This window comes from Pseudomonas sp. Ps21-P2, from assembly GCF_039672565.1.
Classification (GTDB): Bacteria; Pseudomonadota; Gammaproteobacteria; order Pseudomonadales; family Pseudomonadaceae; genus Aquipseudomonas.
This window is the reverse complement of record NZ_JBDFPL010000013.1, coordinates 1-24,888: the sequence shown is the minus strand read 5'-3', so window position 1 is coordinate 24,888 and position 24,888 is coordinate 1. Positions and strand designations below refer to the sequence as shown.

16 protein-coding genes and 3 pseudogenes are annotated in these 24,888 nt (G+C 52.8%); 12 read left to right on the top strand and 7 right to left on the bottom strand.

What is annotated here, in order from left to right; genetic code table 11:
• Positions 1 to 70: 70 nt before the first annotated feature.
• From ABEH28_RS25370 to ABEH28_RS25360, 3 genes are all read left to right on the top strand, one after another.
• Positions 71 to 970, top strand: coding sequence for a TnsA endonuclease N-terminal domain-containing protein (locus ABEH28_RS25370; protein ID WP_346631409.1), 900 nt, complete (start codon positions 71 to 73; stop codon positions 968 to 970).
• Between the two features lie 145 nt (positions 971 to 1,115).
• Positions 1,116 to 3,134 (top strand): Mu transposase C-terminal domain-containing protein, encoded by a 2,019-nt coding sequence (locus tag ABEH28_RS25365; protein ID WP_346631408.1) that lies wholly within the window; start codon positions 1,116 to 1,118, stop codon positions 3,132 to 3,134.
• The gene (locus tag ABEH28_RS25360) at positions 3,127 to 4,572 is read left to right on the top strand and encodes an ATP-binding protein (protein WP_346631407.1); all 1,446 of its coding nucleotides are present in this window, start codon (positions 3,127 to 3,129) and stop codon (positions 4,570 to 4,572) included. Before ABEH28_RS25365 ends, ABEH28_RS25360 begins: the two co-directional genes overlap by 8 nt.
• Positions 4,573 to 7,362: 2,790 nt before the next feature.
• On the opposite strand, the gene ABEH28_RS25355 is transcribed toward ABEH28_RS25360, so the two are convergent.
• Together ABEH28_RS25355 and ABEH28_RS25350 are read right to left on the bottom strand one after the other, a co-directional pair.
• Positions 7,363 to 7,605, bottom strand: coding sequence for a type II toxin-antitoxin system ParD family antitoxin (locus tag ABEH28_RS25355; RefSeq protein ID WP_346631406.1), 243 nt, complete (start codon positions 7,603 to 7,605; stop codon positions 7,363 to 7,365).
• A gap of 252 nt (positions 7,606 to 7,857) precedes the next feature.
• Positions 7,858 to 8,451 (bottom strand): helix-turn-helix domain-containing protein, encoded by a 594-nt coding sequence (locus tag ABEH28_RS25350; RefSeq protein ID WP_346631405.1) that lies wholly within the window; start codon positions 8,449 to 8,451, stop codon positions 7,858 to 7,860.
• 72 nt (positions 8,452 to 8,523) lie between these two features.
• Here ABEH28_RS25350 and bdcA point away from each other — a divergent pair, with 72 nt between their 5' ends.
• The 4 genes and pseudogenes from bdcA (at position 8,524) to ABEH28_RS25330 (ending at position 13,189) form a co-directional block, all read left to right on the top strand.
• Complete coding sequence (gene bdcA, locus ABEH28_RS25345; RefSeq protein ID WP_346631404.1) at positions 8,524 to 9,237, top strand: SDR family oxidoreductase; 714 nt, start codon at positions 8,524 to 8,526, stop codon at positions 9,235 to 9,237.
• Between the two features lie 202 nt (positions 9,238 to 9,439).
• Positions 9,440 to 11,860 carry an AAA family ATPase gene (locus ABEH28_RS25340; protein WP_346631403.1) on the top strand — a complete coding sequence of 807 codons (2,421 nt, stop codon included), beginning with the start codon at positions 9,440 to 9,442 and terminating at the stop codon, positions 11,858 to 11,860.
• Positions 11,861 to 12,433: 573 nt separating this feature from the next.
• Positions 12,434 to 13,072, top strand: a pseudogene (locus tag ABEH28_RS25335) (transposase); the annotation flags it as partial.
• On the top strand, positions 13,058 to 13,189 hold the full coding sequence (locus ABEH28_RS25330; RefSeq protein WP_346631435.1) for a DUF6555 family protein: 132 nt from the start codon (positions 13,058 to 13,060) through the stop codon (positions 13,187 to 13,189). The pseudogene ABEH28_RS25335 and the gene ABEH28_RS25330, both read left to right, overlap by 15 nt.
• Before the next feature lie 152 nt (positions 13,190 to 13,341).
• Here the strand turns inward: ABEH28_RS25330 and ABEH28_RS25325 are convergent, their stop codons facing one another.
• Together ABEH28_RS25325 and ABEH28_RS25320 are read right to left on the bottom strand one after the other, a co-directional pair.
• Positions 13,342 to 14,937: a histidine kinase famiy protein gene (locus tag ABEH28_RS25325; RefSeq protein ID WP_346631402.1), complete on the bottom strand. Its 1,596-nt coding sequence runs from the start codon at positions 14,935 to 14,937 to the stop codon at positions 13,342 to 13,344.
• Between the two features lie 63 nt (positions 14,938 to 15,000).
• Complete coding sequence (locus ABEH28_RS25320) at positions 15,001 to 15,363, bottom strand: response regulator (protein WP_133777124.1); 363 nt, start codon at positions 15,361 to 15,363, stop codon at positions 15,001 to 15,003.
• Positions 15,364 to 15,983: 620 nt separating this feature from the next.
• Between ABEH28_RS25320 and ABEH28_RS25315 the strand changes: the two are divergent.
• Positions 15,984 to 17,297: pseudogene (locus ABEH28_RS25315) on the top strand (PAS domain-containing methyl-accepting chemotaxis protein).
• A gap of 362 nt (positions 17,298 to 17,659) precedes the next feature.
• Positions 17,660 to 18,007, top strand: coding sequence for a hypothetical protein (locus tag ABEH28_RS25310; protein ID WP_346631401.1), 348 nt, complete (start codon positions 17,660 to 17,662; stop codon positions 18,005 to 18,007).
• A 106-nt stretch (positions 18,008 to 18,113) separates the two neighbouring features.
• Here ABEH28_RS25310 and ABEH28_RS25305 read toward each other — a convergent pair whose 3' ends face one another.
• Together ABEH28_RS25305 and ABEH28_RS25300 are read right to left on the bottom strand one after the other, a co-directional pair.
• A complete protein-coding gene (locus ABEH28_RS25305) occupies positions 18,114 to 18,377 on the bottom strand; it encodes a hypothetical protein (RefSeq protein ID WP_346631400.1) in 264 nt (87 codons plus the stop codon).
• A 236-nt stretch (positions 18,378 to 18,613) separates the two neighbouring features.
• A pseudogene (locus ABEH28_RS25300) lies at positions 18,614 to 18,847 on the bottom strand (methyl-accepting chemotaxis protein); the annotation flags it as partial.
• 338 nt (positions 18,848 to 19,185) lie between these two features.
• On the opposite strand from ABEH28_RS25300, the gene ABEH28_RS25295 reads away from it, so the two are divergent.
• The 3 genes from ABEH28_RS25295 to ABEH28_RS25285 all read left to right on the top strand — a co-directional run bounded on the left by ABEH28_RS25295 (position 19,186) and on the right by ABEH28_RS25285 (position 23,270).
• Positions 19,186 to 21,189: a bifunctional diguanylate cyclase/phosphodiesterase gene (locus tag ABEH28_RS25295; protein ID WP_346631399.1), complete on the top strand. Its 2,004-nt coding sequence runs from the start codon at positions 19,186 to 19,188 to the stop codon at positions 21,187 to 21,189.
• A gap of 265 nt (positions 21,190 to 21,454) precedes the next feature.
• Positions 21,455 to 22,552 carry an alpha/beta hydrolase gene (locus tag ABEH28_RS25290; RefSeq protein WP_133777130.1) on the top strand — a complete coding sequence of 366 codons (1,098 nt, stop codon included), beginning with the start codon at positions 21,455 to 21,457 and terminating at the stop codon, positions 22,550 to 22,552.
• 178 nt (positions 22,553 to 22,730) lie between these two features.
• Positions 22,731 to 23,270 carry a hypothetical protein gene (locus ABEH28_RS25285; protein WP_346631398.1) on the top strand — a complete coding sequence of 180 codons (540 nt, stop codon included), beginning with the start codon at positions 22,731 to 22,733 and terminating at the stop codon, positions 23,268 to 23,270.
• A 535-nt stretch (positions 23,271 to 23,805) separates the two neighbouring features.
• On the opposite strand, the gene ABEH28_RS25280 is transcribed toward ABEH28_RS25285, so the two are convergent.
• Positions 23,806 to 24,888: M10 family metallopeptidase C-terminal domain-containing protein (locus ABEH28_RS25280; protein ID WP_346631397.1), on the bottom strand; the 1,083-nt coding region annotated here is incomplete at its 5' end.

Here is a 24,888-nt window from a genome sequence, read left to right as displayed (position 1 = left end):
TTTCCTAACGCGACATTCGTCCAGTGTCGTCCTGACCGAGCGGGTCGCCCTCTGATAAGCGACTCGTAAAATGACATCTCTACCAGATGCACGTGTGAAGCCCGCCACTTCGAAGCTGGTGACTCAGCTGCAAATCGATAGAAAAATTAAATTAGGGCGAGGCGAAGGGGTTAGAGAATCCTATCTCCCCTGGATCAAAATATGGGACATCAAATCGAGAGGGGTTTCCCATCTTGTACCTGGGGTGAAATTTCATCGCACCCATCATTTGCTTTCGAACGCCGAGCGTGACTATCTGATGATCCTTGAGCAAGATCCTTCCATCATCGACATCCGGGAGCAATTCCCACTTCTAACGCAATCCGACACGCGGGCGATCGCATCGAGTCTGAATTATCGCCATCCGGTTTACCCTGGTACTCAAGTCCCTTTCGTCATGACCACCGACTTTCTTATCACGTTCATCGATTCCACCGGAAAGGAAAGGTTGGCCGCCCGTTCTGTGAAGTATAGGAAGGAATTCGAGGACGCTAGTGTCAAGGAGCAAAATCGGATCGCGGAGAAGCTTGAGATCGAGGAAAAATATTGGGCGATAAGAAAGGTTGAATGGAAGTTAGTTCTTCATGAAAATCTTCCACAGTTCAAGATGGCAAACTTGGGTGTCCTTAGAACCTATGCGTTCATCCATCCCTCGCTGCCCACGGATAAGAACATAAATAATCTGCTCGAATTCATCGCTGGGTCTGAGACTGATAAACTGCCGTTAAAAGCGTTGTTAGAAAAAGCCTCGCGCGCAATATTTGTCGACTATATGGGCGTTAAACGTCTCTTTCATCACCTCCTTTGGATCGGCAGATTGGAAGCGGACCTCAACGCTGGCTTGATCAGTCTAACAAGCCCTTTACCCGTTTGGGGCAGCAAATCATTTTTCCCTGCTACACCATCCCTCGAGGTGCCGCGTCATGCTTAGTCTGGGAGTTAACTGCATCGTTTGCCCAGGTGAAGGATCAGAGCTATTCAGTAATCCGGTCAGAGTTCTGGGCTTTACGGATGATTTTGTCCTAGTAATTGAGTTGCGGACAAATCCGGCTAAGCCTCGGAAAGTTGAGAGATCCTTGCTCATCGAAGAGTTGGAAAACGGAGCGGCAGTCATCAATCTGGAGATGGTGCCGAAGCATCTGCTTCGCAGCGAGGATGATATAGGTGCGAATGAAAAAGCAAGCAGGGAAAAAAACTGGGCATTGGTGAGGGATCTGGTGGAAAACCAAGCGCCTCTCGATATTTTGTCTTCAAACTTCGGCGCACTAGTTGCTCAACACGCGATGTTGATGGGGGTTGATCGAAAACAGATTTATCGACTTCTCTACCGATACTGGAGCATGGGGCAAACACGTAATGCCTTCTTGTGGAATACAAGTGTGTGTGGAGGTCCCGGTAAGGAAAAAAGCCGTGCGTCTGGGATTATTCCGGGTCGACCTCTGAAATATCGTGGCGTGGTTGCGGATGACGGCGGTGCAATCATGCTCGAATCGCGGCATATGGCACATATCCGGCTGGCTTATGGACGCGTTGCCAGTGGCAGGTGTGGAACTTTAAAGAAAGCTCATGAATGGATGCTCAATAAGTTTTACATGTCCATCAAACCTGATGGCTCTAAGGGGAATCTAGTGCGCGGGACCTATCCGTCGGTCCATCAACTAAGTCATCACGGAAAGCTATTTTTTGATGAACTTTACAAACTTAAGACCCGTGGTGGAGCCGTTCGCTACAACAAAGATCACCGTCCGATCGTGGGGTCGGCCGCGCACGGTTTGGTCGGCGCTGGTCAACGGTACGAAATCGATTCGACAATAGCTGATGTTTATTTGGTTCATCGTGTAAACCGTTTATGGTTGATCGGTAGGCCAGTTCTGTACGTGGTGGTCGATACCTTTACTAGGATGATCGTAGGAGTGCATGTTGGCTTGGAAGGGCCCAGTTGGAATGGCGCTAGGCATGCCATTTACAATGCCTGCACGCCCAAGAAAGAATTTTGTAAGCGTTACAACGTTGAGATTGATGAGGCTGATTGGCCTTGCTCTCATCTGCCGGTCGAAATCGTTGCGGACCGCGCCGAGTTGCTCAGCGAGGCAGGGGAGACTATGACAAAAACTCTCGGTACCGCAGTTAAGATTCTTCCACCGTTTCGGCCGGATTGGAAAAGCATCGTTGAGAGTCGGTTCCGGCTGATCAATGACAGGCTTGACTTGAAGTTTGTCCCTGGCGGAGTTGATGCGCGAAAAATGGAGCGTGGTGATCGCGACTACCAACTCGACGCGATCTTCGATATTGATGAGTTCACCGAGATGGTCATCTTAGGAGTCCTAGCACACAACAACAGCCTTCGGATACCTCATCTCCTGAACCGAGAGATGATTGCCGCAGAAGTAGAGCCTACGCCAATCGCCGTGTGGAAATGGTCTATGGCCAACAGTTTGCTGAACTCAAAGGTAGTATCACCTGCAGAGCTTAAGATTGCGCTGCTGCCTTCGCAGGAATGTCGAATCAGCAGGAACGGCATCTATTTTCAGGGTGTGCAGTACACTTGTGAGACAGCCATCCGTTCAGGATGGTTGGAGCGGTCTCATAACTTTAAGACCAAGTACGTTAGGGTTTATTACGATCCAAACGCTGCGGAAAATTGTTGGATCAAGTCTGACGCAGGTTTCGAGTCGTTAACCATCGTTCCTCAGCAAAAGGCTAAGTATAGTGGACTTCGCATGGAGGAGGTCCTGGATATGATCAGTATTCTGAAGCAGGTCTCCCCTGACACCCTGTACGAGAGTGCCAACACCGGTGCTCTTCTCCAGGAACGTCAACAGGAAATCATTGACCGTGCCAAAGCCAAGCGCAAGGCTCAGGGGGACCCTAAATCCAAGGCAGAATTCAAGCGTGACAAGCGTTCGAAACGGGCGGCTGAAATTCAGAACGAGCGCGATCTCGACACTGCTGATCTTAATCAACTACGCCTTGTGGACAGCCTACCGGTTGCGGAGGACATGCCTAAGCCGTTGGCCGGGAAAACTGGTTCGGGCCGGAGTGCTGCTTTCCTGAAACTGGTGGTTAATGCAGACCACGAGGCCAATCATGAGTGACCGTAGATTTGCAACTGCCGAATACACTCCGTCGGGGATCTCTCAATACGATGGAAATCCACTCATTGAGTGCCTTCCGAAGATTCTTTCAGACGTAGATGTCGTCCGACGAATCGGGAACATCCCTGCACGTCCTGATGAAGCTGAGCGGGGGCTGGACACGAAGCTCCGTGGTCATGGCTTAAATAGGTTGAAGGATGTCGTCGTACCTTTCGAGGTTCACCTGCGATTAGAGGATTTATTCAGTCAACTGATCCGGTATGGGTATACGGGGCGCAACCCGCTGGACGCATCGTCCGTAAGGCACAGGTTGCTTTCCTCTGCCGAGATCAAGGGTCATGGGTTCATGTCCACAGCAGAAACTGTGACCCTGATCGGATTGAGCGGAATGGGTAAAACAACCGCACTCAACTCCATTGCAAAATTGTATCCACAGGTGATCAGCCACAGAAAGTATAAACAGCAGATTCTCATTGAGACGCAGGTGGTATGGCTCAAGATCGAATGCCCACATGATGGCTCGCTACGAGGCTTTTGTGCTGCATTCTTCTCTTCTCTGGATGCAGCCTTAGGCGTCGAGAAATACTCAACCAAGAGAGCCACAGGTCGCAGCATCAGTGTGATGCTCCAACACATCAGTCAGCTATGTAAGACGTACTACATAGGCGCACTCATCATTGATGAGATGCAGCATCTCTGCTCTTCCCGAGGTGGTCAGGACCGCGAAAAGCTGCTCAACTTTTTCGTAACGCTATCAAACGACGCTGGTGTGCCGATGGTCTACGTTGGTACCAACGCTATGCTTCCGTTGTTTTCCGGGGTTTTGCGTAACGCTCGGCGAGCTGCAGGGATGGGGCCGATCACGTTCGACAGGTTCTCTGGGGATGACCCGTTTTGGGTTCATCTTGTGTCACAGCTTTGGGCCTACAACTGGACTAATGTTCCGGCTCCATTGACATTAGAACTTCACGCCAAGATCTATGACCTCACACAAGGAAACACTGATTTTCTGGTGAAGCTGCTCATGCTTGCTCAGCGCCATGCCATTTGGGAGAACATCGATTCGGTGACGCCGGGAGTATTGCAGCAGGTGTACGACAGCCAGATGAGGCTCCTGCACAAGCCCATTGAGGCGCTACGCAGTGGTGATCCACTGCAGATTGCTGATTTCGAAGACATGATGCCCACGAAGGACCAGATCGTTCAGATGATGAATTACGATCTAGCGCGCCGCGCAAGCCGAGCGCATCTTTCGTTGATTACGCAAGCCTCAGTGGAGCCAGTTGAGGCTGTAGAAAAGGCCGCAGCAGAGCTTGTCAGCAAACCGGTGGTCCCAGTTGCCAATGACTATGCTCCAAGCGCCTTTTTTTCTGAAAACGATGACGTGCAGACTCAGCTTGAACGGCGTGGCTGGGTGAACAAAGATGCCAGCTGGTGACTCGAATCGCGGGAGCTCAGATCAATGGAGCGCTTGTTGTTTTTTCCCCAGCCCTACCCCGATGAATCGCTCTACAGTCTGGCGGTTCGGTACCACAAGCTGATTGCGCACGAGAGCTACCGCCAGACTAGCCAAGAGCTGTTTGGCGGGTATTCTAGGACCTGTGGCTCCGTATTGCCGTGTTGTTTAGGTTCGTTATCGCAAAGACTAGACGCAGCGTACTCTGTTGATGAATTGATTGAACGCTTCACGCTCTTCCCGCTCTACCGGCCGTTCATAGACGAACCGAAGAACCGAGTCGTCAGGGCGACGATGGCTGGCAACTCCGGTTCGGGTTTGAAAATGAGCTTGGGTATCACAGCGTCGCGATTTCTCAAGCACGACTCATTCCGTTACTGTGAGAGCTGTACACGGGAGGACATTCAGAAATACGGGGTGCCTTACTGGCATCGGATTCACCAAGCCATTGGGAGTTGCAGCTGCCCCCATCACGAGGAGGTACTTCACGCAATAACGTTTCCAGACAGGGCTGACTGGCGTTGCATGATGTTTCCGACCGAGGCGCACGGAGTGCCGGTAATGGAATCTGCTTGCGATGCAGCATCTATAACCATTTCGAAGATGCAGCTCTGGGGGCTAGAGCACCCATCGGAGGTTCAAGCTCTTCTGGCAGGAAGTTTTCTAAGTCACCGTCTGCATGACTTGGGGTTTACACGGGCCGGACGAATCAGGGAGACCGCACTGAAAGCATTCGTCACTGGACGACTCCGGTGCTGCCCTCTAGTGAATGAGTTTCAGGAAATCGCCCAATCCTGTGACTGGGTCCTACGACTGTTGCGCCCGCGCGGTAATGTCGTACAGCCGTTTAAATATTATGCTCTTTGCTGGCTGCTGGGTGCAGATCTGGAACAACTCAGACACTTCCACCCTGGACTTGATCCTGATCCATCATTTAAAGACAGGTCGAGGGACGATTATGGGATTAGCGGCGTTGACGAGATCGCTGTTGAGGCGCATCGATCAGCCTTTTTGAGGGGTACTGAACCCAAGTGTCATGACAAGCCTAGCTATACTTGGCTTTACCGTCACGATAGAGACTGGTTATCGCAATATGTGGAGGCTCATCCAATTCTCAGAATACGAGGACCTTTAGTCGATTGGAGAGCGAGAGACTCAGTCTTAGCACGAGACCTGGCGGAGGCAAATGATCTACTGCGGTCCGCTGAGGGTAAACCGCAGAAGATAACCCGCGCCGCGTTAGCCCGACAGGTACCGAATGACCACGATTTTTTGAGGCGGCCAGCTCTATTTCCAATAAGTATCAATCTGTTGAACGACCTCGTCGAATCTGACCATGATCACCAAATAAGAAAAATACAGTGGGCAGCTACAAACTATCAATTGACTATGGAGTGCGCGTTGAGCGTTGTATTCCGTTTTGCTGGAATTAGAATTCCCCGCGTTTCCAACGCCGAGATTTATCACATTCTCTCGTATGCGCGGTAGTTGATTTTAGGGAATTAAAGCTGTCGCAGGACCCGGTGGGATCTCACCAAACGGCTCTTGCCTAGCCTGTCGTCACCCATATGTGTGGACACCGATGTTGAATTGACCCAGTTGCCGAGGAGGTCCAGACCCAGTCTGATACTTCCTGAACCATCAGCTGTACTGAGGTTATGCGCTTCTGGTGGAGGGTCAACCTTGCTCCAGCACATGGGTCAATTTGGCACCAGCGCGAACATGCAAGCCAGATATTGGTTCGCTGGCCGCCCATGTAACGAATGCTGCACACAGCATCCTGGTTATGCTCGGACCGGAATCGCTTGAGCGAGCGCAGCGCCGGCAAGTTGTGCAGTGACTAATAGTCGATCCAAGCGTTGACCGTGACGTGCGCTGGCCGAAAGGTCCGGCATCGTGGTGCTGCCGAAGTCTGTCAACCGGTCAGCTTCTTGTTGGTAGCGTTCGGCGACAGTGTTTCTAATCACCTCTTGCGCAGCGATATGGAGGCCGCAAGAGCAGCCTCCGGCGCTTCTATGTCGTTGCATCGAGTGCTTTCAACCATCATACAGCCAGTGGCTGGCGGATCGGTGACGTAAGCACGCGCGACTTGCTCCAATATTTGAGAGAGCGAAATGTCAACGGCCGGTCTGCCCAAGTATTGCCCAAGCGGCCGTTGCTTGCGGCTATAACATCGTTATTGCCACTGACCTATTGAGGGGGTTCAGACGGTTCAGATAAGTGGGACACTCGGGCCGCGGCTGCCTGAGCTTTTCCGCTCAAAGACTTTCCAGCAAACGCGGTCGTCTCAACGGTACCGAACGCCTCAACTGCAGATTCCTTGAAGAAGCTATTGTAGCCAGGCGATTGCTGGATTTTTTTTAGCTTTGCACGCGCAGCCGACTTTACTTTTTCACTTTCTTTCGTAGCCATGCCCATTACCCAAGGTTGCCCCACTTGTGCTTAGGTTAGCCTTCGCGGTCGGCATGTCAACGTGTCACGGCGTTAGTGATGTCGGTCCCGACTTTGCATCAACAGCTGACTTTGCGCTTGTACGTCCATCAAGCATCGGCTTGAGCGCTATGTGCTGGGCAATCAACGAGATACTCGGCGCATCAATAGAAAGAGGGTTTATGCTTTCGAAGTGGTCGTAATGACGTCCCAGCTACCATCCCGCGGCCTGACATTTCAGAGTAGTCAGCACAGCTCCGGTCATTGCGACAGATTCGCTCTTGGCTGACGGGATGAGGCCATCCGATGCATCGCTAATGCCTCGCTGAAATCAACACGCTATCAGTTCGTCTTCGACATGAATTCGTTGAATGCGTCCGGGTCGAATGGGATAGGTTCGCCGCTGTCCTCGCCGGCTATCAGTGCAGAGCGGATCGCCTCGGTAATATCAGATCGCTCCTGGTCACGGTGGATGAGCGCACGGATGCATTCGCTGTAGCTCGCGTACCGACCGGACTCAATCTGAGTCTTTATCCAGCGGTCTTGTGCATCTGATATGACGATGTTTTTGCGCACAGCAGCCATTTTAGAGCCTCCTGGTGAGGTACTGAGATGCTAACCCAATCATACCAGTGGCGCCTTTCGGTGATGTTCCCTTTTGATGCCGTGCTCACAAGTTGCCCCATCACTATACGTGCACGACGTTCTCGCTTTTCAAACGACCGATTTTGGCCGACTGCAGACGCGCTTAGTAGCCGTGGGCTATTGGCTATACAGTGAGTATTGTCGGCATCGAACTGTCTCTCCTCGGTAGTTGCAGAACTACCCGCGTCCTCCTCACATTTCAGCTGGAATAGCGTGGGCGAGGGCAACACTGGCCAGTTGGGCGGTGGTCAGGAGACGATCCAGGCTTTGTCCGTGACGCGCGCTGGCTGAAAGGCCAGCCATCGTGGTGCTGACATAATCCGCTAGCTGGTCAGCCTCTCGCGGGTAGCGCTCGGCAATGATGTTTTTGATCACATCCTGTGCAGCGACATGGAAGGTGCAAGCGGCCTCGCGCGCTTCCACATCGTTGCATCGAGTCCCCTCCAGCACCATACAGCCGGTGGCTGAAGGATCGGCAGCGTAGGCGCGCGCGGCTTGCTCCAACACCTGCGCAAGCGAAACAGCCAGCGGTCGACTCGTTCCGAGTATCTCCAATAACGGAATGGCGCCGGTCAGGGCATACCGATCAAGCACCCTTCTGTACAACTGCGCTTTGCTGCCAAATGCCGCGTAAAAGCTCGGCGGATTGATCCCGAAGGCTTTGGTGAGGTCGGCGACGCTTACGTCGTCATAGCCTCTGGCATGGAACAGGCTCTGGGCGGTAGCAATAGCCTGGTCAGGGTCGAACCGGCGAGGACGCCCACGTGCGGGTTTATCTGTAGTCACTATTACAAAATCCTTTGACAGGGTGGCGATTAATAAATGTAACATGCGCTACATTAATCAAGGGGTGCGTTCATGTCGAATTTCAAGAACAAGTCAGTGCTGGTGCTTGGCGGAAGCCGTGGAATTGGTGCAGCTATCGTCAGACGTTTCGCCGCCGATGGTGCCAAAGTAGCTTTTACTTATTCAGGTTCGCCGGAAGCGGCACAATCACTGGCTACCGAAACCGGCGCCAGTGCTTACTTAACAGACAGTGCCGACGGTGATGCCGTCATCGCTCGTGTTCGCGACAGCGGTCCGTTGGACATATTGATCGTAAATTCCGGCATTGCCATCTTCGGCGACGCGCTCGAGCAGGACCCGGACGCGATTGATCGGCTGTTCCGCATCAATGTGCAAGCGCCTTACCACGCCTCGGTGGAGGCAGCGCGACAGATGCCTGACGGCGGACGGATCATCGTAATCGGTTCGGTGAATGGTGACCGCATGCCGATTCCCGGCATGGCGTCCTACGCGTTGAGTAAATCCGCCCTTCAAGGAATGGCCCGGGGGCTATCCCGTGATTTCGGCCCGCGTGGAATCACGATAAATATTGTGCAGCCAGGGCCCATCGATACTGAAGCCAATCCAGCGAACGGTCCCATGAAAGACCTGATGCACAGCTTCATGGCGATCAAAAGACACGGTCGCTCTGAGGAAGTAGCGGGAATGGTGGCCTGGTTAGCCGGTCCGGAAGCAGGCTTTGTTACCGGCGCAATGCACACCATTGACGGCGCCTTCGGCGCCTGACATGCAGCCAGGCAGGTTCAACTGCCCGGCCTACTACGCGCTCAGCCTCCACAGTCGCCAGCGAGAGGCTGATTTGCTGGCGCGGTGTTGGCAGTCCTGATGACTGCTTTCGGCCAAGAGCAGACACTCGACGCATCCACTACACTGGAGGCGATTCAATCTGTGGCAAGAATCTCAAGACCACCAGGGTGGGAATGGATCAATGATCAACCAGATAGACATCGCAAACTTCGGTAGCTTTTGCGGGCTAGAGTGGAAGAAATCCGTTAAGGACAGCGGAAAAAACGTTAAGACCTTCCAGCGTCTCAATATCCTCTACGGACGCAACTACTCGGGCAAGACGACCCTTTCTCGTGTCTTTCGCGCATTGGAGACGCATAGACTTCCTTTGAACTATCTTGACTCGTCCTTCACCGTTACCGGAGACAAAGGGCTAGTCAACTGCTCGGACCTACTAACCCACCACTATGACGTGAGGGTCTACAACCGCGATTTTGTCACTGATAACCTCAGCTTTTTGGTCAATCAGGATGGCGGTGAGATCAAAACCTTCGCCATAGTCGGTGAGCGGAACAAGGAGATTGACGACGCTATCGCTTCCATCGAGACGAAGCTTGGTAGCGTTGAGGCCAAGACTGGCATCCGCTTTGACCTTGAAGCAATGAGAAAAGCGCGCGACCGGACCAAGACCGAACACAGTACTGCTATCACTGCACTGGAAAGCAAGCTGCGTTCGCATGCTGCTGAAAAGATCAAAAAGAACCTCCAGTACGGCGTTCCCGTGTACAACATCGACCACATCAGACGTGACATTGCAGCTTCTAGAAAAGTTGAATTCGTCCTGCCGACGCTTCAGGAGCAGGCTGGCAAGCTTGCACTGCTCAAGCAAGAAGCTTTGCCTGACATAACGGACACGATTGTTATTACCCTCAAGTTTGATTCCCTGAAAGGCCAAGTTGAGCCAATTCTGTCCAAAGTGATCACGCCGACCAGGCCCATTCAAGAACTAATTAACGACAGCGTATTACAACTGTGGGTCAAGCAAGGTATCGCACTTCACCGTGACAAACGCGAAATCTGTGCCTTCTGCCGACAGAGCTTGCCTCATGAAGTTTGGCAGACGTTAGACGAGCACTTCAGCAAGGAGTCCGGTGATCTTGAAACCGCTTTGGACAATGCCATTACCTCAATTAATGCCGAGATTGCCGCCGTCGGTGGGTTTGTCCCGCTGAGCAGTGATCAGTTTTACACGGAGGAACGTTCTGACTTTTACACGAGCAGCAAGGCGCTTGCCGATGCATTGGGCGTCTATAAGAACGATGTGGAAACACTCAAAAAGTCGCTGGAAACGCGAAAAAGCAATCTGTTCCGTGCCGTTGCATTTCCGCCGTCACTGCACGACCCCGATGAAATTCAGAAGCATGTGGATGCCATCAATAATTTGATTGCCAAAAGCAATGGGAAGACAAAGACCCTAGAAAAAGACAAGACTGCCGCCAGAGATGCGCTCCGCTTGGCTGACGTGTTTGCTTTTGCGGACGCTATTACCTATGAAACGGAATCTGCCCGCATAGCGACCCTCAAAACCAGCGCCGATACCGCAGGCACGGCATATACGGACGCAGAAAAGGAAATTCGTGACGCAGAGAAAGAAGTCCAAACCCTAAGAGCCAGACAGAAGGACGAGCGTAAAGGGGCCGGGCGAGTTAACTCACTGCTCAACAACTTCTTCGGTCACGACGGCCTCAAGCTTGAGCCTCGTGACGGTGCTGACAAGGTAACTGTCAAGTTCGAGATCACACGAGACGGCAAGGCCGCGTACAACTTAAGCGAGGGCGAATGCAGTTTGATTGCCTTCTGCTACTTTATTGCTAAATTAGACGATCCAGAAAGCAAAGATAAACAACTGATAATCTACATTGATGACCCAATATCAAGCCTTGATAGCAATCATATATTTTTTATGTTCAGCCTGATTGAGAGCTTGATCGCTAAGCCAATAAAACAGCCCGATGGTTCAAACGGTTATCGCTACCAGCAGCTTTTCATTTCAACACATAATTTGGATTTTCTGAAATACCTCAAGCGTCTATCCATTCCAACAAAGAAAATACCTGCGGGTGAAGGTAAGACCAAAAGTGTTTACGATCACGAGCATTTCATGATTGAGCGCAACGGAGCCGCAAGCAACATCTTACTTATGCCGTCTTACCTCAAAGATTACATCACTGAATTTCACTACCTGTTTCATCAGATCTATAAATGTAAAGACCAGTCTGCTGCACAGATTAGTCACGAACCTTTCTTTGGTTTCGGCAACAATTTGCGAAAATTTCTAGAAGCTTTTCTTTTCTTCAAGTACCCATATCATGATGACAGAAGTGACGCTTTTGAACGGATAAAAAAGTTCTTTGGAGAGGAGGATACGGCCATTGCTCTTGTTAATCGTCTTAACAATGAGTTTTCTCACCTAGAAGCTGTTCCAGACAGAAGCTTTAAGCCAGTAGAAATCCCTGAGATTGCTAAAGTAGCAAAATATGTATTGGATAAAATATATGCTTCCGATGCGGTCCAATATAATGCCCTATTAAAAAGCATTGGTGAGCCCGAACGAGTAGCTTGATGTGAGAGAATGCTAGACCATATACGATTTAGGGTGCAAAGCATATCTGAAATATTATAGCGTGGGCCGTGACTCGACCTAATTTTGTAGATTCCTTCGAGGGTCTGCTTTTGGCCCAGAGTGTGTAAAAACGTATTCGATTAGCAGCATCGTAAGGCGCTGGGTCAAACCACGTTCTGTGTAGATGCCCGACAGACCGAAAACCATCGAACGATGGGATCGTCTAAAACCAGTGCTCGTTCATTTTCGAAAGAAACTCTGGGTTAACCAGCGCGCTGGATGCTGAGCCGATGACCGCGTCAATCCCACACTTCGGACACAAAGCGGTGGTATCCAGATCGACCCACTCTGTGATTCCTGCGGACGAAAACACACGTAAGCAGTAAAAACAGCCACAACGATCACTTGCTTCAATTTGGGCTCGGTGATTTTTACAAAATCGGTGCGCTGAAATTACATCCATGGGTAAGCCCTTCAACTTCAAATTCAGTAGCATATCGTGCTTACGTCAGAGTACGTGAAGACCCGGCTAACGTTGCTATGATTACCCAAAGTGTTAACGCAGGATTGCCCATGAAACGTTTCATTCAAGGTGAGCATCGCGGCCGAAGCACTTTGCTTCCCGAAAGCCTTGACGACTACGTCAGTGACACAAATCCGGTGCGAGTAGTCGACGTTTTCGTCGACGAACTCGACCTGGTCAATCTACGTTTTGAAGGCGTCATTCCAGCTGATACCGGCCGACCTGCTTACCACCCCGCAATCTTGCTGAAGATCTACATCCACGGCTATCTCAACCGCATTCAATCGAGCCGGCGTCTTGGACGAGAAGCCCAACGCAACGTCGAGTTGATGTGGCTGACAGGGCGTTTGATGCCCGATTTCAAGACCATCGCCAACTTCCGAAAAGACAACAGCAAGGCCATCCGAGGCGTCTGTCGCCAGTTCGTAGTGCTATGTCAGCAGTTGGGATTATTCGGTGAAAATCTGGTTGCCATTGATGGCAGCAAGTTTAAAGCCGTCAACAGCCGCGACCGAAATTTCACCAGCGCCAAACTGAAGCGGCGCATGGAAGAAATCGAATCGAGCATCAACCGTTACCTAACGGCACTTGATAATGCGGATCGGCAAGAGCCCACATCCTCTGGAGCCAAGACGGTGCGGCTGGAAGAGAAAATCGCCAAGCTCAAAGTGCAAATGAAGCAGCTTCAGGCTGCTCGCACTGGTAGTAATCGCGGAGAAACCATGAGCAATGCTGAGGCCTGGCACTGGGCTGCAGTGCATTCGTGGGTTGCGCAGATGCCGAAACATCGCCGAGACAGGGTCTAGACTGTTAGCAAGCCACTCGCAGAGCGGCACGGTATTGTCCAGGTGCAGTAGTCGCACGCTTAGAGGATCAGCTCAAATCTCGCAGGGTGTTTCAATGCACCAACGGAGTAGGCCGGCGGGCTTTCAAGATTGCACTGAACAAGAATGAATAGTCAGCTGACCCCATTGGGACCCTCCAGCACCTGCCGTACCTTCTTCGCCAGGTCGGTGGGCACGTAGGGTTTGGATATCACATCAAACTCGTTGCCCCCGGCATCCGTACGCTCTAGCGAGTTCTCGGAATAACCAGTTGTCAGCAGCACCTTTAAGGTGGGGCAAAAGCGCTTGGCTTCCCGGGCCAGCATCACGCCGTTCATTCCACCAGGCATGATCAGGTCGGTAAAAAGCAGATCAAATTGTTCTCCTTTGAGAATGGCAAGTGCTTCCTGGCCGCTGTAGGCCAGTCCGCACGTATAGCCATATTCTTCCAAGACCATTCTGGCCAGTTCCGCGACGTCCGGACGGTCTTCCACAATCAAAACCCGTTCTCGGCCTGATTGCTCGACGATCGCCTCCATGACGGGCAGGGTGTAGAGCTGGCTGTCATCCGCGGGGAAATACATCCGAATGGTTGTGCCGATGCCCTCTTCGGAATAAATCCGGGCCGTTCCTCCGGATTGCTTCATAAATCCGTACACCATGGAAAGCCCTAATCCGGAGCCCTTTCCTTCATCTTTTGTGGTGAAGAAGGGGTCCATCACCCGGCTGACGATGGAAGCCGGCATACCAGCGCCGTTGTCAGTAATAGCCACGCTGACATAACGTCCAGGCATCAACCCGTCATATGACATTGAGGCGAGGTTCTGAATTTGTACGTTCTTGGTCTCCATGGTCAGGAGTCGCTGCTGTCGTGATTCCATGGCATCACGGGCATTGATGAATATATTCAGCAACGCGACCTCTGTTTGGGTCGTGTCCACCCTGCAATTCCATAGATCGCTTGCCAGAGCCAGCCTGATGTCGGTACTTATCAACGTGCGCTCGGCCATCTCCTGCGATGAGGTGATGATGGCATTCAGGTTCACCACACGGCCCTGAAGCTTCTGCTTGCGCGAAAAGGCGAGCAGCTGTTGAGTGAGCGTTTTCGCCCGTTCAGCAGCGTCTCGTGCGTTACCTGCGCTGCGCAGAATCCGCTGCTGATCGTAATGCGGTTTATCGGCGGTACGCTGGATCATGTCCAGATAGCCAATCATCACCTGCAGCAGATTGTTGAAGTCGTGTGCAATACCGCCCGTGAGCTGGCCCAGCGCTTCCATTTTCTGAGCCTGGCGCAACCCGTCCTCGGCATCACGCCGGCGGCTGACATCCAGCTGCGAGGCAAAAAAATAGATCAGCTCACCGGACTCGTTGTGCACCGGCGAAATAAAAAGCGCGTTCCAGAAGGCTGAACCGTCTTTCTTGTAGTTCACCAGCTCCACAGCCACTTCGACATTGGAAGCAATGGCCTCACGGACCTGCTTGACGGCAGCTGGATCGGTTTCGGGCCCCTGCAGAAATCGACAGTTAGAGCCCACGATTTCATCGCGGCTGTAACCGGTCATGTCGATGAATGCGTTGTTCGCGAAGATTATCGGGTTATCAGGCCGTTTGGGGTCTGTGACGATCATCGGCATGCGCGTGGTCTCCACGGCAGCGAAGAAGATGTTGTGATCTGATCCGCTGATGTCTCCGGTGGAGCTATCGTTTACACGTGTTGGGTGACTCGCCATCGCTGCTCCGGCCTGTATCAAACAGTACGCTATCTGTGAATAGTCTGTATATATGAACAGTCTTTAATGCTGTGGTGCAAGTTTTTGACAGATCGCGTGCAACTGATCGATTTCAAACGGTTTGGGTAACCAGTGCACGCGATGATCAGCCAGTGATTCAGCAGTGGAGTGGTAGCCGGAAGCGACGACAACGGGCGTCGAAGGCTGAAGCCGACGGACGCGCCTAACCAACTCAATGCCATCAATCTCTCCTGGCATCTGCAGATCCGTAATCAGTAGCCGCGGAGGATAGCCGCAGTTTTCGATAAATCTCCAGGCAGCATCGGCATTGCTGAAAGGCGTAGCCGTGTAGCCATACATTTCCAAAACGTCGATTACCAGATTCAGGATCAGACGCTCGTCTTCAACAACCAGGATGGAGTCCATTCGCAGTAGCTCTACAGAAGAGTGTTTCTGCTCCGACAGAATCTTCAGTGGTTGATTCCTAATAATCGAGTGGAATTTGCCGGCCGGTCAGTCCAGTGCTGCGGTTAAACTCATGGAGTTCCGACAGTCCGGATGCCTGTATAGAAAAAACGGTTACCGACTTATGCACGGCGGGTCAGTCAGTTAGGCTAAGGCATTTTCCGTTCAGTCTCTTTGCTATAGAGAGAAGCGCTATGGCCAACCGTCTGCTCAACTCAGCCTCCGATCCGCAGCGTCTCATTCGTGCTTTGAGGCTGAAGCAAGACCTACAGCAGGGACTGCTTACGTGTCTGGAGCAAATCTGGTCTGCGGACTCCATTATCGGTCTAAGTCAAGCTCATGGCCGCGCCCTCGGTGTCAGCACTGGTCTCGTTTAGCGCATGCTGTAACTCCGGAGCAGTTCAAGGTATTAGCTGAAGCCTACTCGCGAGCTTTCGACGTTCGTCTTGCAGTGTTCATGTACTAAAGCTCACGTCCGTCGCTGGGAGGTACTTGCGAACTTTATACTGTCTGAAAACAACTGCCTTTCAAGGTTTTTTTCAGGTTGTCGATAGCCTTGAATATCAACGCGAGCGGCCTTTATGTTCAATAACCGGTTAAAAAATAAAATCCAGCAATTGGAGAAACGGCTGGTGGCTCTGGAGCAGATAAAGGCCACTCTGGATCTCGAAACCGTGTCCGTTAGTTTGGACGCGGCAGGTGTCATCCTGCAGGTGAACGCCTTGTTCGAGAAAGAGTTGGGATTCACCAGGGCAGAACTGTCCGGCCGTACCCTCCGTGAACTCAGTCCCTCTGAACTGCATGGAGATGTACATCAGCGCCGGGCTCTCGACGCAATTGCCCAAGGCAAGCATTACAGCGGCACGTTGCGCCTTTGCAGCCGGGATGGTCGACATGTCTGGCTAAGGACAATGGTGATGCCGTTTACAGGTGCAAGTGGACGTGCCTAGCAGATCGTTTTGTATTCCAGTGTGCTGACAAGGACCATTGAAGCCTCAAGGGAGAATGAGGCGCTGGTGGGAGCAGTGATGCGCTCCACAGCTGTCATCGAGTTTTCCCTGGACGGAATCGTGGTGACGGCCAATCAGAATTTTCTGAGCGCTATGGGCTACACACTTCCCCAAATCCAGGGCCAGCATCATCGGATCTTTTGTCTGCCGTCCGATGCTGAATCAGGAGAATATGAGCAGTTTTGGCATACCTTGCGACAGGGGGCGTATGTCACAGGAAGGTTTTGCCGAGTGGATAAACTTGGCAAAGAGGTATGGCTGGAGGCTTCCTACAATCCAATTGTGGACGCTAATGGCAAGCTCTACAAGATTGCCAAATTAGCCACCGTTATTACCGACCAGGTCACCCGTGAGCGTGCTGTCTCTGAAACAGCCAGCATGGCCCACGGCACCTCGGTTCAAACCAATGCCAGCGCACAGCAAGGCCGAGAAGTTATTCAGAATACCGTCACGACCCTCAATACTCTTTCGGCTTTGATGCAAGACGCTGCCCATGGCATTGAAGCATTGAATACCCAAAGCCAGGCAATCGGCACCATTGTCAAAACCATCGGCAGCATCGCGGACCAGACCAATCTGTTGGCCTTGAATGCAGCGATTGAAGCGGCACGCGCCGGGGAACAAGGCAGGGGTTTTGCTGTTGTCGCCGACGAGGTCAGAAATCTGGCCCTTCGAACCACAAAAGCAACTGGAGAAATCGTCGAGGTTGTGAAGAACAATGAGCTTTTGGCTTCCAACGCCGTGACGATGATTGGTAAAAGCAGGCAGCAGGCCAAGGCGGCATTGGATTTAGCAAGCGAGGCGGACGAGGTGATCAAGGACATTCAGCAAGGTGCCAACAGCGTTGTTGCCGCTGTAGAGCAGTTCTCCGGTCAAGCTCGCTAGTCTTGATTCTGCGATCGTGATCCTGCTCCCTAATGGAAATTCGGGGCTTCGCGCACATCTGGTAAATACCCTTGCGCAGCAACACGCGGTGTTCAGCAGCTCGCTTGCACGGCAGTCGCTCAGCGTAATCTTCCCTAGGCTCTTTAGGCAGTGAGATCGGGGGGCCGGTGGCAGGGATTCGCCTGTTCCCAAGGGCATCTTTCACTGCACGTTTTGGGGACGAAACTTTCTGGCTATTAGCGTTATCAAATAGCCACTATGGCTCTGAGCATTCGAGCGCTATGGATGCTGATAATCAGACGAGCCACATCTTAGCTGAGCTAAGCCGCAGTCTTGCCCTGCGCAATCAACGAGAGTCGAACATGTCCTACCAGATCAAACAGCCCATGGGCTTTCCAAGTCTCCCACCCAGCCACATCAACGCTCTGGAGCTCGCCCCGGAGCTGCACAGCATGGCAGATACTCTGCTGTACAAAATCCAGATGGCAGACTCGCTCGAGCAACTGAAGTGGACGCACGGTCGAGCGGATGGCTTTGCTTTGGGACTAAATGTGGCCGGGCGGTTAACCCTTTGGCAAGCCGACTATCTAGTAGCGTGTTATGCCGCTGCACGTGAAAAATGCGAGGTTCAGTTCAAAGCTAAAGCCGATGCTAACCAGCGTCAGGCTGCAGTTTTTTCTGGAGAGGCCGTGCCTAACGCCGCTATCTGAGAGGTGTAAGCCTCAAGCCCTCCACGGCCGTCTCCAACTTGGCTAGGGCTTCTTCGCATTCGTGAGCGCATCAGTACTTCTTACGAGCTTGAGGCCACTTCCTGGCTCAGAGATCCTTCTTGGCTTCCTTGTCTAAATGCTTGTCGGCCTTATGGCGTTCGTCATTGTCATGTTTCACGCCTTTATCAACCTCACTGGCGTCGTTCTTGACGCCTTTATCGACTTCCCCAGCGTCGTGGTCGACGCCTTTGTCCAGCTCTCGGTTGTCATGGCGAATACCTTTGGTCACATCGTCTTCGGCAGATGCAAATGGGATAAGAGAGCCGGTTAGTAGAAAGGCGATCATGGCAGATGAAACGAGCTTGCGCATGGTGAAACTCCTGAGTGAAAGGCGAGGTTTCCAAAACCTCATCGCTTTGAGGCTAGACGATTGTGCTAAAACGAAAGGTCTTTAGTTCGTCAGGCACTTCAACCCGTTGGCACTGATCACGACAAACTGCTCAGTCCCAGCGGGAAAGCTGTCCATGTTGTGAATCTCTTAAAAATGGCTGTTTGGCACTGCCGGTGAAGGGGATTTTGAAATAAAGTCTGGATAAGAGGCCAAGGCTATACGCGAAAACGACGGGTTTGTTCGTTGAGTCCGAACGCCAGTTCCGACAATTGCTGGCTGGCCGCTCGCGTCTGTTCAGCCCCGGCTGCCGCCTGGACCGAGAGACCACGAATTCTAACCAGGTTGCGGTCAACCTCGCGGGCCACCTGAGCCTGCTTTTCGGCCGCGCTGGCGATCACCAGGTTTCGGTCGTCAATACCTGACAAAGACTGGGCAATGGCGGCCAGAGCAAGGCGTTTGTGCAAGTAGAGAGATGCAGCGCGAGGGTTGTACGATAGATGGAGATCAGCCGTCGTAAGGATCCCCTTTGTTGGATCAGGCTAATGGGCCCAACAGACCGAGAGCAACAGCAACTCCACCGAGGTGCTCAAGTAACCGTCGCATTTTCGCGAATGTCCACACCTAGACGACAAGCTGATCCACGAAATCGTCTAGAGGGTTAGCTTCCACCAGCAAACCTCGAGAAATCACCGCTGGGCAGATTCTGGTGGCTCAACGTTCGCGGCAAGGTAGAATGGTGGCTTATAGCCATCACCAAGGCTTCACTAGTGCAAGCTGTGGAATCCCTATGTTAGACGCTAGCCAGATTGACCGAGAACTCGAGAAAAAACCCAGCGCTGTACGCTTCTCCGATCAATTGGAACTACGTTATCAGAGCGATATCCATGCTGCCCGCCGGCGCCACCTGATCTTATGCTTGATCTTGGGAGGATTCACATTCAGTAGTTTTTCACTATGGACAGCTGTCATAAATCCAAAGGAACTGGTATCAGCAATTTTGCAGATGGTCGGAACATGTGTACCTAGCACTCTAATGGGGGTGTTGCTTCTAAAGAAATTATCTGAGCGCTGGAGAGAGTACGCCTCCATGTTGCCGTCATACACAGGATTTATAGTTGCCTACAACGTAGTGGTCAATGGTGAACAGCCTGCTTCGGGCGAGCAGTCACTGTTTATGTTCTGCTGGCCGCTGATGCTTATGTATGTTAATACGTGCATGAAAAGCCCTTTCAATGTGGCCTTAGTCTATAACATATTTTGCTTGATCATCACGGCTTGGGGAGTGCATACAGCCCCGATTTCCCTGAGTGCCGGGGGCCTGATAATGACCGCTATAGGCTCTTCATCTTTTTTCTCATTGCTTGGTAACTACTGGTCCAACGCCGAAGCCAGACGACGTTATCTTTATTGGCTCCGTGAGGAAACCAGAGCCTCTAGTCTCACCGATGCCAACAGTGACTTGCAACGTCTTTCAGAGACCGACTCGCTGACAGGACTGGCTAACCGTAGGCACATACAACCGCAACTGGACGCAATTACGACAAACCATTTGAATCGACAGTCCGAGGGTGCAGTATTATTGATCGATATAGACCATTTTAAACGCTATAACGATCATTATGGACATCTCCTTGGCGATGAGTGCCTGAGAGTTGTTGCCACTGCTCTAGGCAGTTGCTTCATATCGCCCTGTACCGTAGCACGATTCGGCGGAGAAGAGTTTATTGCCGTTTTGCCAGATACCTCTCATGATGAGGCCCGTAGGATCGCTCACCATGTACTGCAGACCATACGTGAACTAAACATCGCCCACCTCGGACGTACAGACGGTATCTCCATTATCACTGTCAGCATCGGATTAGCGCACAGTGCGAGTATCGAGCTAACCGATAGCTCCTCACTCCTGGATCAGGCTGACAAAGCGCTGTATCGAGCTAAAAGAGGTGGCCGTAACCGTTTGGAGGACACGGGATTTATATTTTCACAGAACGATGAATCGCTTCTGACCCCGGAGGATATCCGAGAGGCTTTAGCAACAGACCAATTCTGTTTGTACTTCCAACCGCTGTATCAGCTCGAACCTTATCAGCTCACTGGATACGAAAGCCTTATTCGCTGGCAGCATCCCAAGCTCGGAAATGTTCCGCCTGATCTATTCATCGCAATGGCAGAGCGTAGCGGATTGATTCATGCTGTAGGTGACTGGGTTCTGGATAAAGCCTGTGAGCACGCCAGCCGGTGGCACGACGCTGTGAGCATATCGGTAAACCTTTCACCTATACAGCTTGCCAACCCTGATTTTCCAATGAAAGTGGCGGGTGCATTACTCAAGCAGGGTCTTGCAGGGCATCGCCTCATATTGGAAATAACCGAAGGAGTGCCTTTGCGCATAGATGATCAACTATTGAAAACAGTTTCAGGCCTCAGCAACTTGGGCGTGCGACTGGCTCTGGATGACTTCGGTCAAGGTCATGCCAACCTGGCTTATCTCCTGAAGCTTCCATTCCATTCTTTGAAGGTTGACCGTCAGGTATTGAGAATCGAAGACAAATCCCAGCGCGAGCAGGTGTTGATGGCTCTTTTGAAATTAGGGCATGCTTTTGGTCTCAAGGTGCTGGCTGAAGGCGTTGAGACCGCCCAGGATCTCGAATTACTGCGTGATATAGGCTATGACTACGCTCAAGGCTATTATCTTGGACGTCCTCAACCCAATACATTTTCATGTAACACGTTGCCGCCCACCCAAACCCTGGACCCCTACTGTCATCTTCATATAGTTTCGGGCAACTGACTGGACTTGCTCTTACAAAACCGGAAACCAACTACCCATTAACTTGAATGGTCCTAGACGCTTCTTCGCAGCGCAGCCCGTAATAAAGATGTACAGCTAATATCGCCCGACTCGCGCAGTGTTGGATTCAGCTTCCTGCCGCTGATCCGGATGACTGCTGCTTGCTTTGAACACTACGTGTTTTCCTCGGACAAAGCGTAGGAGCGGCTTGTGCAGCGCCTGCCACCACATTCGTCGAGATAGCTGCACCCATCGAGGATTCACCATGCGTTCGTCCCACCCAATACGTTGTGCATTGGTTGCTACCGTAACTGCCGTCAGCTTGGCAACCTTGGCCGGTTGCGCTCGCGATCCGGAAAAACCTACCTTGTCGGAATTAGCTGTCAGCTCGACCAAAAGCATGTTCCGCACTGACAGCGACATGCAGAAAGTGCTTAACGCCCAAGCGGCGTTCGATCCTAAAGCTATTGAAAAAACCACGCCGGAGGAAGCCCGTAAACAGCCTACTGTGGCTGATGGCGTAAAGCGGGTACTGGCCGACCAGAAGCGTGACAGCAGCCCCACAGCACTGGTCCCGGGCGTGGCAACCCATGAGATCACGGTAGCCGGTGCTGCAGGGAACTTGCCAGCAACCGTCTATACCCCTGCTGGTAACGGACCATTCCCGGTAGTGCTGTATTTCCACGGCGGCGGTTGGGTGATCGCGGACCGCACCGTGTATGACGGTGGCGCCCGCGGCCTGGCCAAGCAGGCCAATGCTATCGTGGTGTCAGTGGACTACCGTCGCGCGCCTGAATATAAATTCCCGGCAGCGCATCTAGACGCTGTTGCTGCCTACCGCTGGCTCACTACCAACGCTGCTAGCATTGGCGGAGACCCTAAACGCCTAGCGTTGGCCGGCGAAAGCGCCGGCGGCAATCTGGCGCTCGCCACTGCTGTGGCAGCACGCGATCAGGGCCTGACCTCGCCTAAGAGTGTGATTGCTGTGTACCCAGTGGGGCAGACCACGACCAACACCGAGTCGTACTTGAAGTACGCTGACGCCAAGCCACTCAATCGCCCCATGATGCTTTGGTTCGTGGCCAATGTGACCAAAAGCTCTGCCGATCTGAAGGATCCACGTCTGGATCTTGTGCACGCCAACCTTCACGGTCTGCCGCCAGTGACTCTGATCAATGCCGAGATCGACCCGCTGCGTGATGACGGTGCGCAACTGGAGCAGGCGTTGCGAAACCAGGGCGTAAGCGTGGAGCGCAAGCTGTATGACGGCGTGACCCACGAGTTTTTCGGCACCGCTGCGGTGGTGGAAAAGGCTCAGGAAGCACAGGCCTATGCCGGCGCTCGCCTGAAGGCAGCATTCTAACCAGCCCTCTGGCTGCTGCGATGTCAAACCGTAGCAGTCAGCACCTTGGCTTACAGCTGGGTAAGATCGTAGCTACCATATGAGTCGCCTCCGGTTTCATAGACACCTCCAAGCCTCATCATGAGGCCCAAACAGGAGGTGCGATGAACTGGCGCTCGAAGGCTACCTGACGGGGCAGTTGAACAGCCCCAACCTGGTGTTCACGGCCCCCACCGTCGAAGGAACGGCCGGCAGGGACGTGATCATAGGGACCGCTACGTCGGAAGTCATTTACGGCTTGGCCGGCAAGGACCATATAGACGGCGGCATAGGCTCGGATCTGATCATCGGAGGCACAGGTGCTCACCTGTTGATCGCCGGCGGCGACCCCAATCTCTCGGTCTATCGCCGCAATGGCACCAACGACGCTGACGTGTTCCGCTACACGGCGGCGACTGACAGCTACCGGAGCCAGAGCTTTGTGGATCTGATTGCCCGGTTCGCCGACAACGATGACAAGGCCGAAGCTGGCAATCACTCTTGCGGGATTGTGGGAGGCCGGGGAGGGGTACCCAAGGTGTCGCTCCTCTTGCTGGCCGCTGTAATCCAGGGCTCAAGTGTCCTTGGATTACAGCGATTACTCGGACATGGGAAAATGCTGGGGTCAGACGCGTTCAGTAGCAAATGTCTACTTTTTCTTTTTGTCTGGGGTTTGAGTCAGTGCCGAACCAGCGACTGATTTTTCTGCAGCAGAAGATTTATCGTCCTTCAATTGCTTACCTGCTTTTGACGCTACGCCTTTGCTGGTTTTTTCATTGCTAGCCATATTGAGCCTCCAGTAGGTGTGCCGGTGATGGCACTGTTTCTCTTCTAATGTATAGCTGAGCGGCTGGCTTTGGGCGAATCATAAACAGGACTTTTTGGAAACTGCTTACATCAGCAGGTGCTGGCACCACTGTTTTCCTCTATTAGTAGTTAGCCTTTTAGAGTCGGTAATCCGGTCATTCCTCCGTCGGTTCTACCGGCAATCGTAGATTCGCGCCGTGGTGATATTGGCAAGGGGCAAACTGCGTAGCAAATGCACAAGGATACTGATGCACCTACGATCATCCTTGGCTTGATATCGTGCAGCAGCCCCGGCTGGTGGCTGCTTACGGTCGAAAGCGGTCGGTCATGGGTGACCGCTTTCGCCCCACAGCTGCCGTTCAGCACGCACACCGTAGCGGTTGCGTAAGCTAAAGTTGCGTGCTGATAGCTCAGTTGCTCAGGCAGCGTTAGCCCACGTGGTCAATGTCAATAGTGGCGTGGCCAATGAGGACCACCTCTGCCTTATCAGCAACCACCAAATCGGCATTGGTGATCAACTGCGTGTAGTCGAATCCGGCTAGCGTGACCTGGAAAGCGTGCCCATCGGCCCCCGCTTCGCTGCTGCGCAGGTAGGTACGATCAGTGTTTTCATCGTAGGTCATGCGCAAGGTACCGTCACGGCCGTCTCCCAAACCGGTCACGCCGAGCGCGGCGACGTCGAGCTTGTCCTGGCCCCAGATGAAGTCAGTGATCAGGTCGCTGCTACCGGCATAGCTGTCGGCGCTGCTCGTGAACACGAACCGGTCGTTGCCTGTACCGCCAGTGAGCTTGTCCGCGCCTAACCCACCGGTCAGCACATCGTCGCCGGCGTTACCCTCCAGCGTGTCGTTTCCGGCGCCGCCGGCCAGCGTGTCGTTTCCCCAGTAGCCATACAGGATGTTCGCCTTGTCGTCGCCGGCCAGATTCACGGGTGTGATCGGCTGCGGGGTGGTCACGGTGGTCGCGTCACTGGGCGGGGCGAACAGCACGGTGCTGGCATTGAGCTCACTGACGTGGTTCCCGCTGAGCAGAACTTCGAAGCGGTTGCCGTTGGCATCGGGCTCCAGCGATTTAAGCGCGGTGGTATCGCCGGCCAAGTTGAGGACCACCTTCAGCGTACCATTGTAGCCGTTGCCCAGCCCGGTGAAGCTCAACGCTGACACGTCGATCATGTCATGGCCGCTGCCACTGAAGTCGGTGATTAGGTCGCGGCTGCTGTAGCTACCACTGGCATCATTACGGTAGCTGTCGCTGAGCCGGGTATACACGAAATTGTCGGCACCTGCTCCGCCGCTCAGGGTATCGCCGCCGGCGCCGCCGAATAGCCGGTCATTGCCCGCACTTGCTTCGACGGTATCGCGGCCAGTGCCGGCCTTCAGGGATTCGCTGGCGTGTGTGCCTTCGAGCAGATCGTTGTGCGAAGTGCCGTTGATCAGCGGCTGGAAGTTGGCATCGGTAATAAGGCCGCTATTGGCCAGAAACTGCACGGCAAAATGTTTGCCATTACCGTC

Excerpts from the sequence above, each read along its gene's own strand:
- ABEH28_RS25370 (WP_346631409.1), top strand. The coding sequence starts at position 71 with ATGACATCTCTACCAGATGCACGTGTGAAGCCCGCCACTTCGAAGCTG.
- ABEH28_RS25360 (WP_346631407.1), top strand. The coding sequence starts at position 3,127 with ATGAGTGACCGTAGATTTGCAACTGCCGAATACACTCCGTCGGGGATC.
- ABEH28_RS25355 (WP_346631406.1), bottom strand. The coding sequence starts at position 7,605 with ATGGCTGCTGTGCGCAAAAACATCGTCATATCAGATGCACAAGACCGC.
- bdcA (WP_346631404.1), top strand. The coding sequence starts at position 8,524 with ATGTCGAATTTCAAGAACAAGTCAGTGCTGGTGCTTGGCGGAAGCCGT.
- ABEH28_RS25340 (WP_346631403.1), top strand. The coding sequence starts at position 9,440 with ATGATCAACCAGATAGACATCGCAAACTTCGGTAGCTTTTGCGGGCTA.
- ABEH28_RS25330 (WP_346631435.1), top strand. The coding sequence starts at position 13,058 with ATGAAGCAGCTTCAGGCTGCTCGCACTGGTAGTAATCGCGGAGAAACC.
- ABEH28_RS25325 (WP_346631402.1), bottom strand. The coding sequence starts at position 14,937 with ATGGCGAGTCACCCAACACGTGTAAACGATAGCTCCACCGGAGACATC.
- ABEH28_RS25320 (WP_133777124.1), bottom strand. The coding sequence starts at position 15,363 with ATGGACTCCATCCTGGTTGTTGAAGACGAGCGTCTGATCCTGAATCTG.
- ABEH28_RS25310 (WP_346631401.1), top strand. The coding sequence starts at position 17,660 with ATGTCCTACCAGATCAAACAGCCCATGGGCTTTCCAAGTCTCCCACCC.
- ABEH28_RS25305 (WP_346631400.1), bottom strand. The coding sequence starts at position 18,377 with ATGCGCAAGCTCGTTTCATCTGCCATGATCGCCTTTCTACTAACCGGC.
- ABEH28_RS25295 (WP_346631399.1), top strand. The coding sequence starts at position 19,186 with ATGTTAGACGCTAGCCAGATTGACCGAGAACTCGAGAAAAAACCCAGC.
- ABEH28_RS25290 (WP_133777130.1), top strand. The coding sequence starts at position 21,455 with ATGCGTTCGTCCCACCCAATACGTTGTGCATTGGTTGCTACCGTAACT.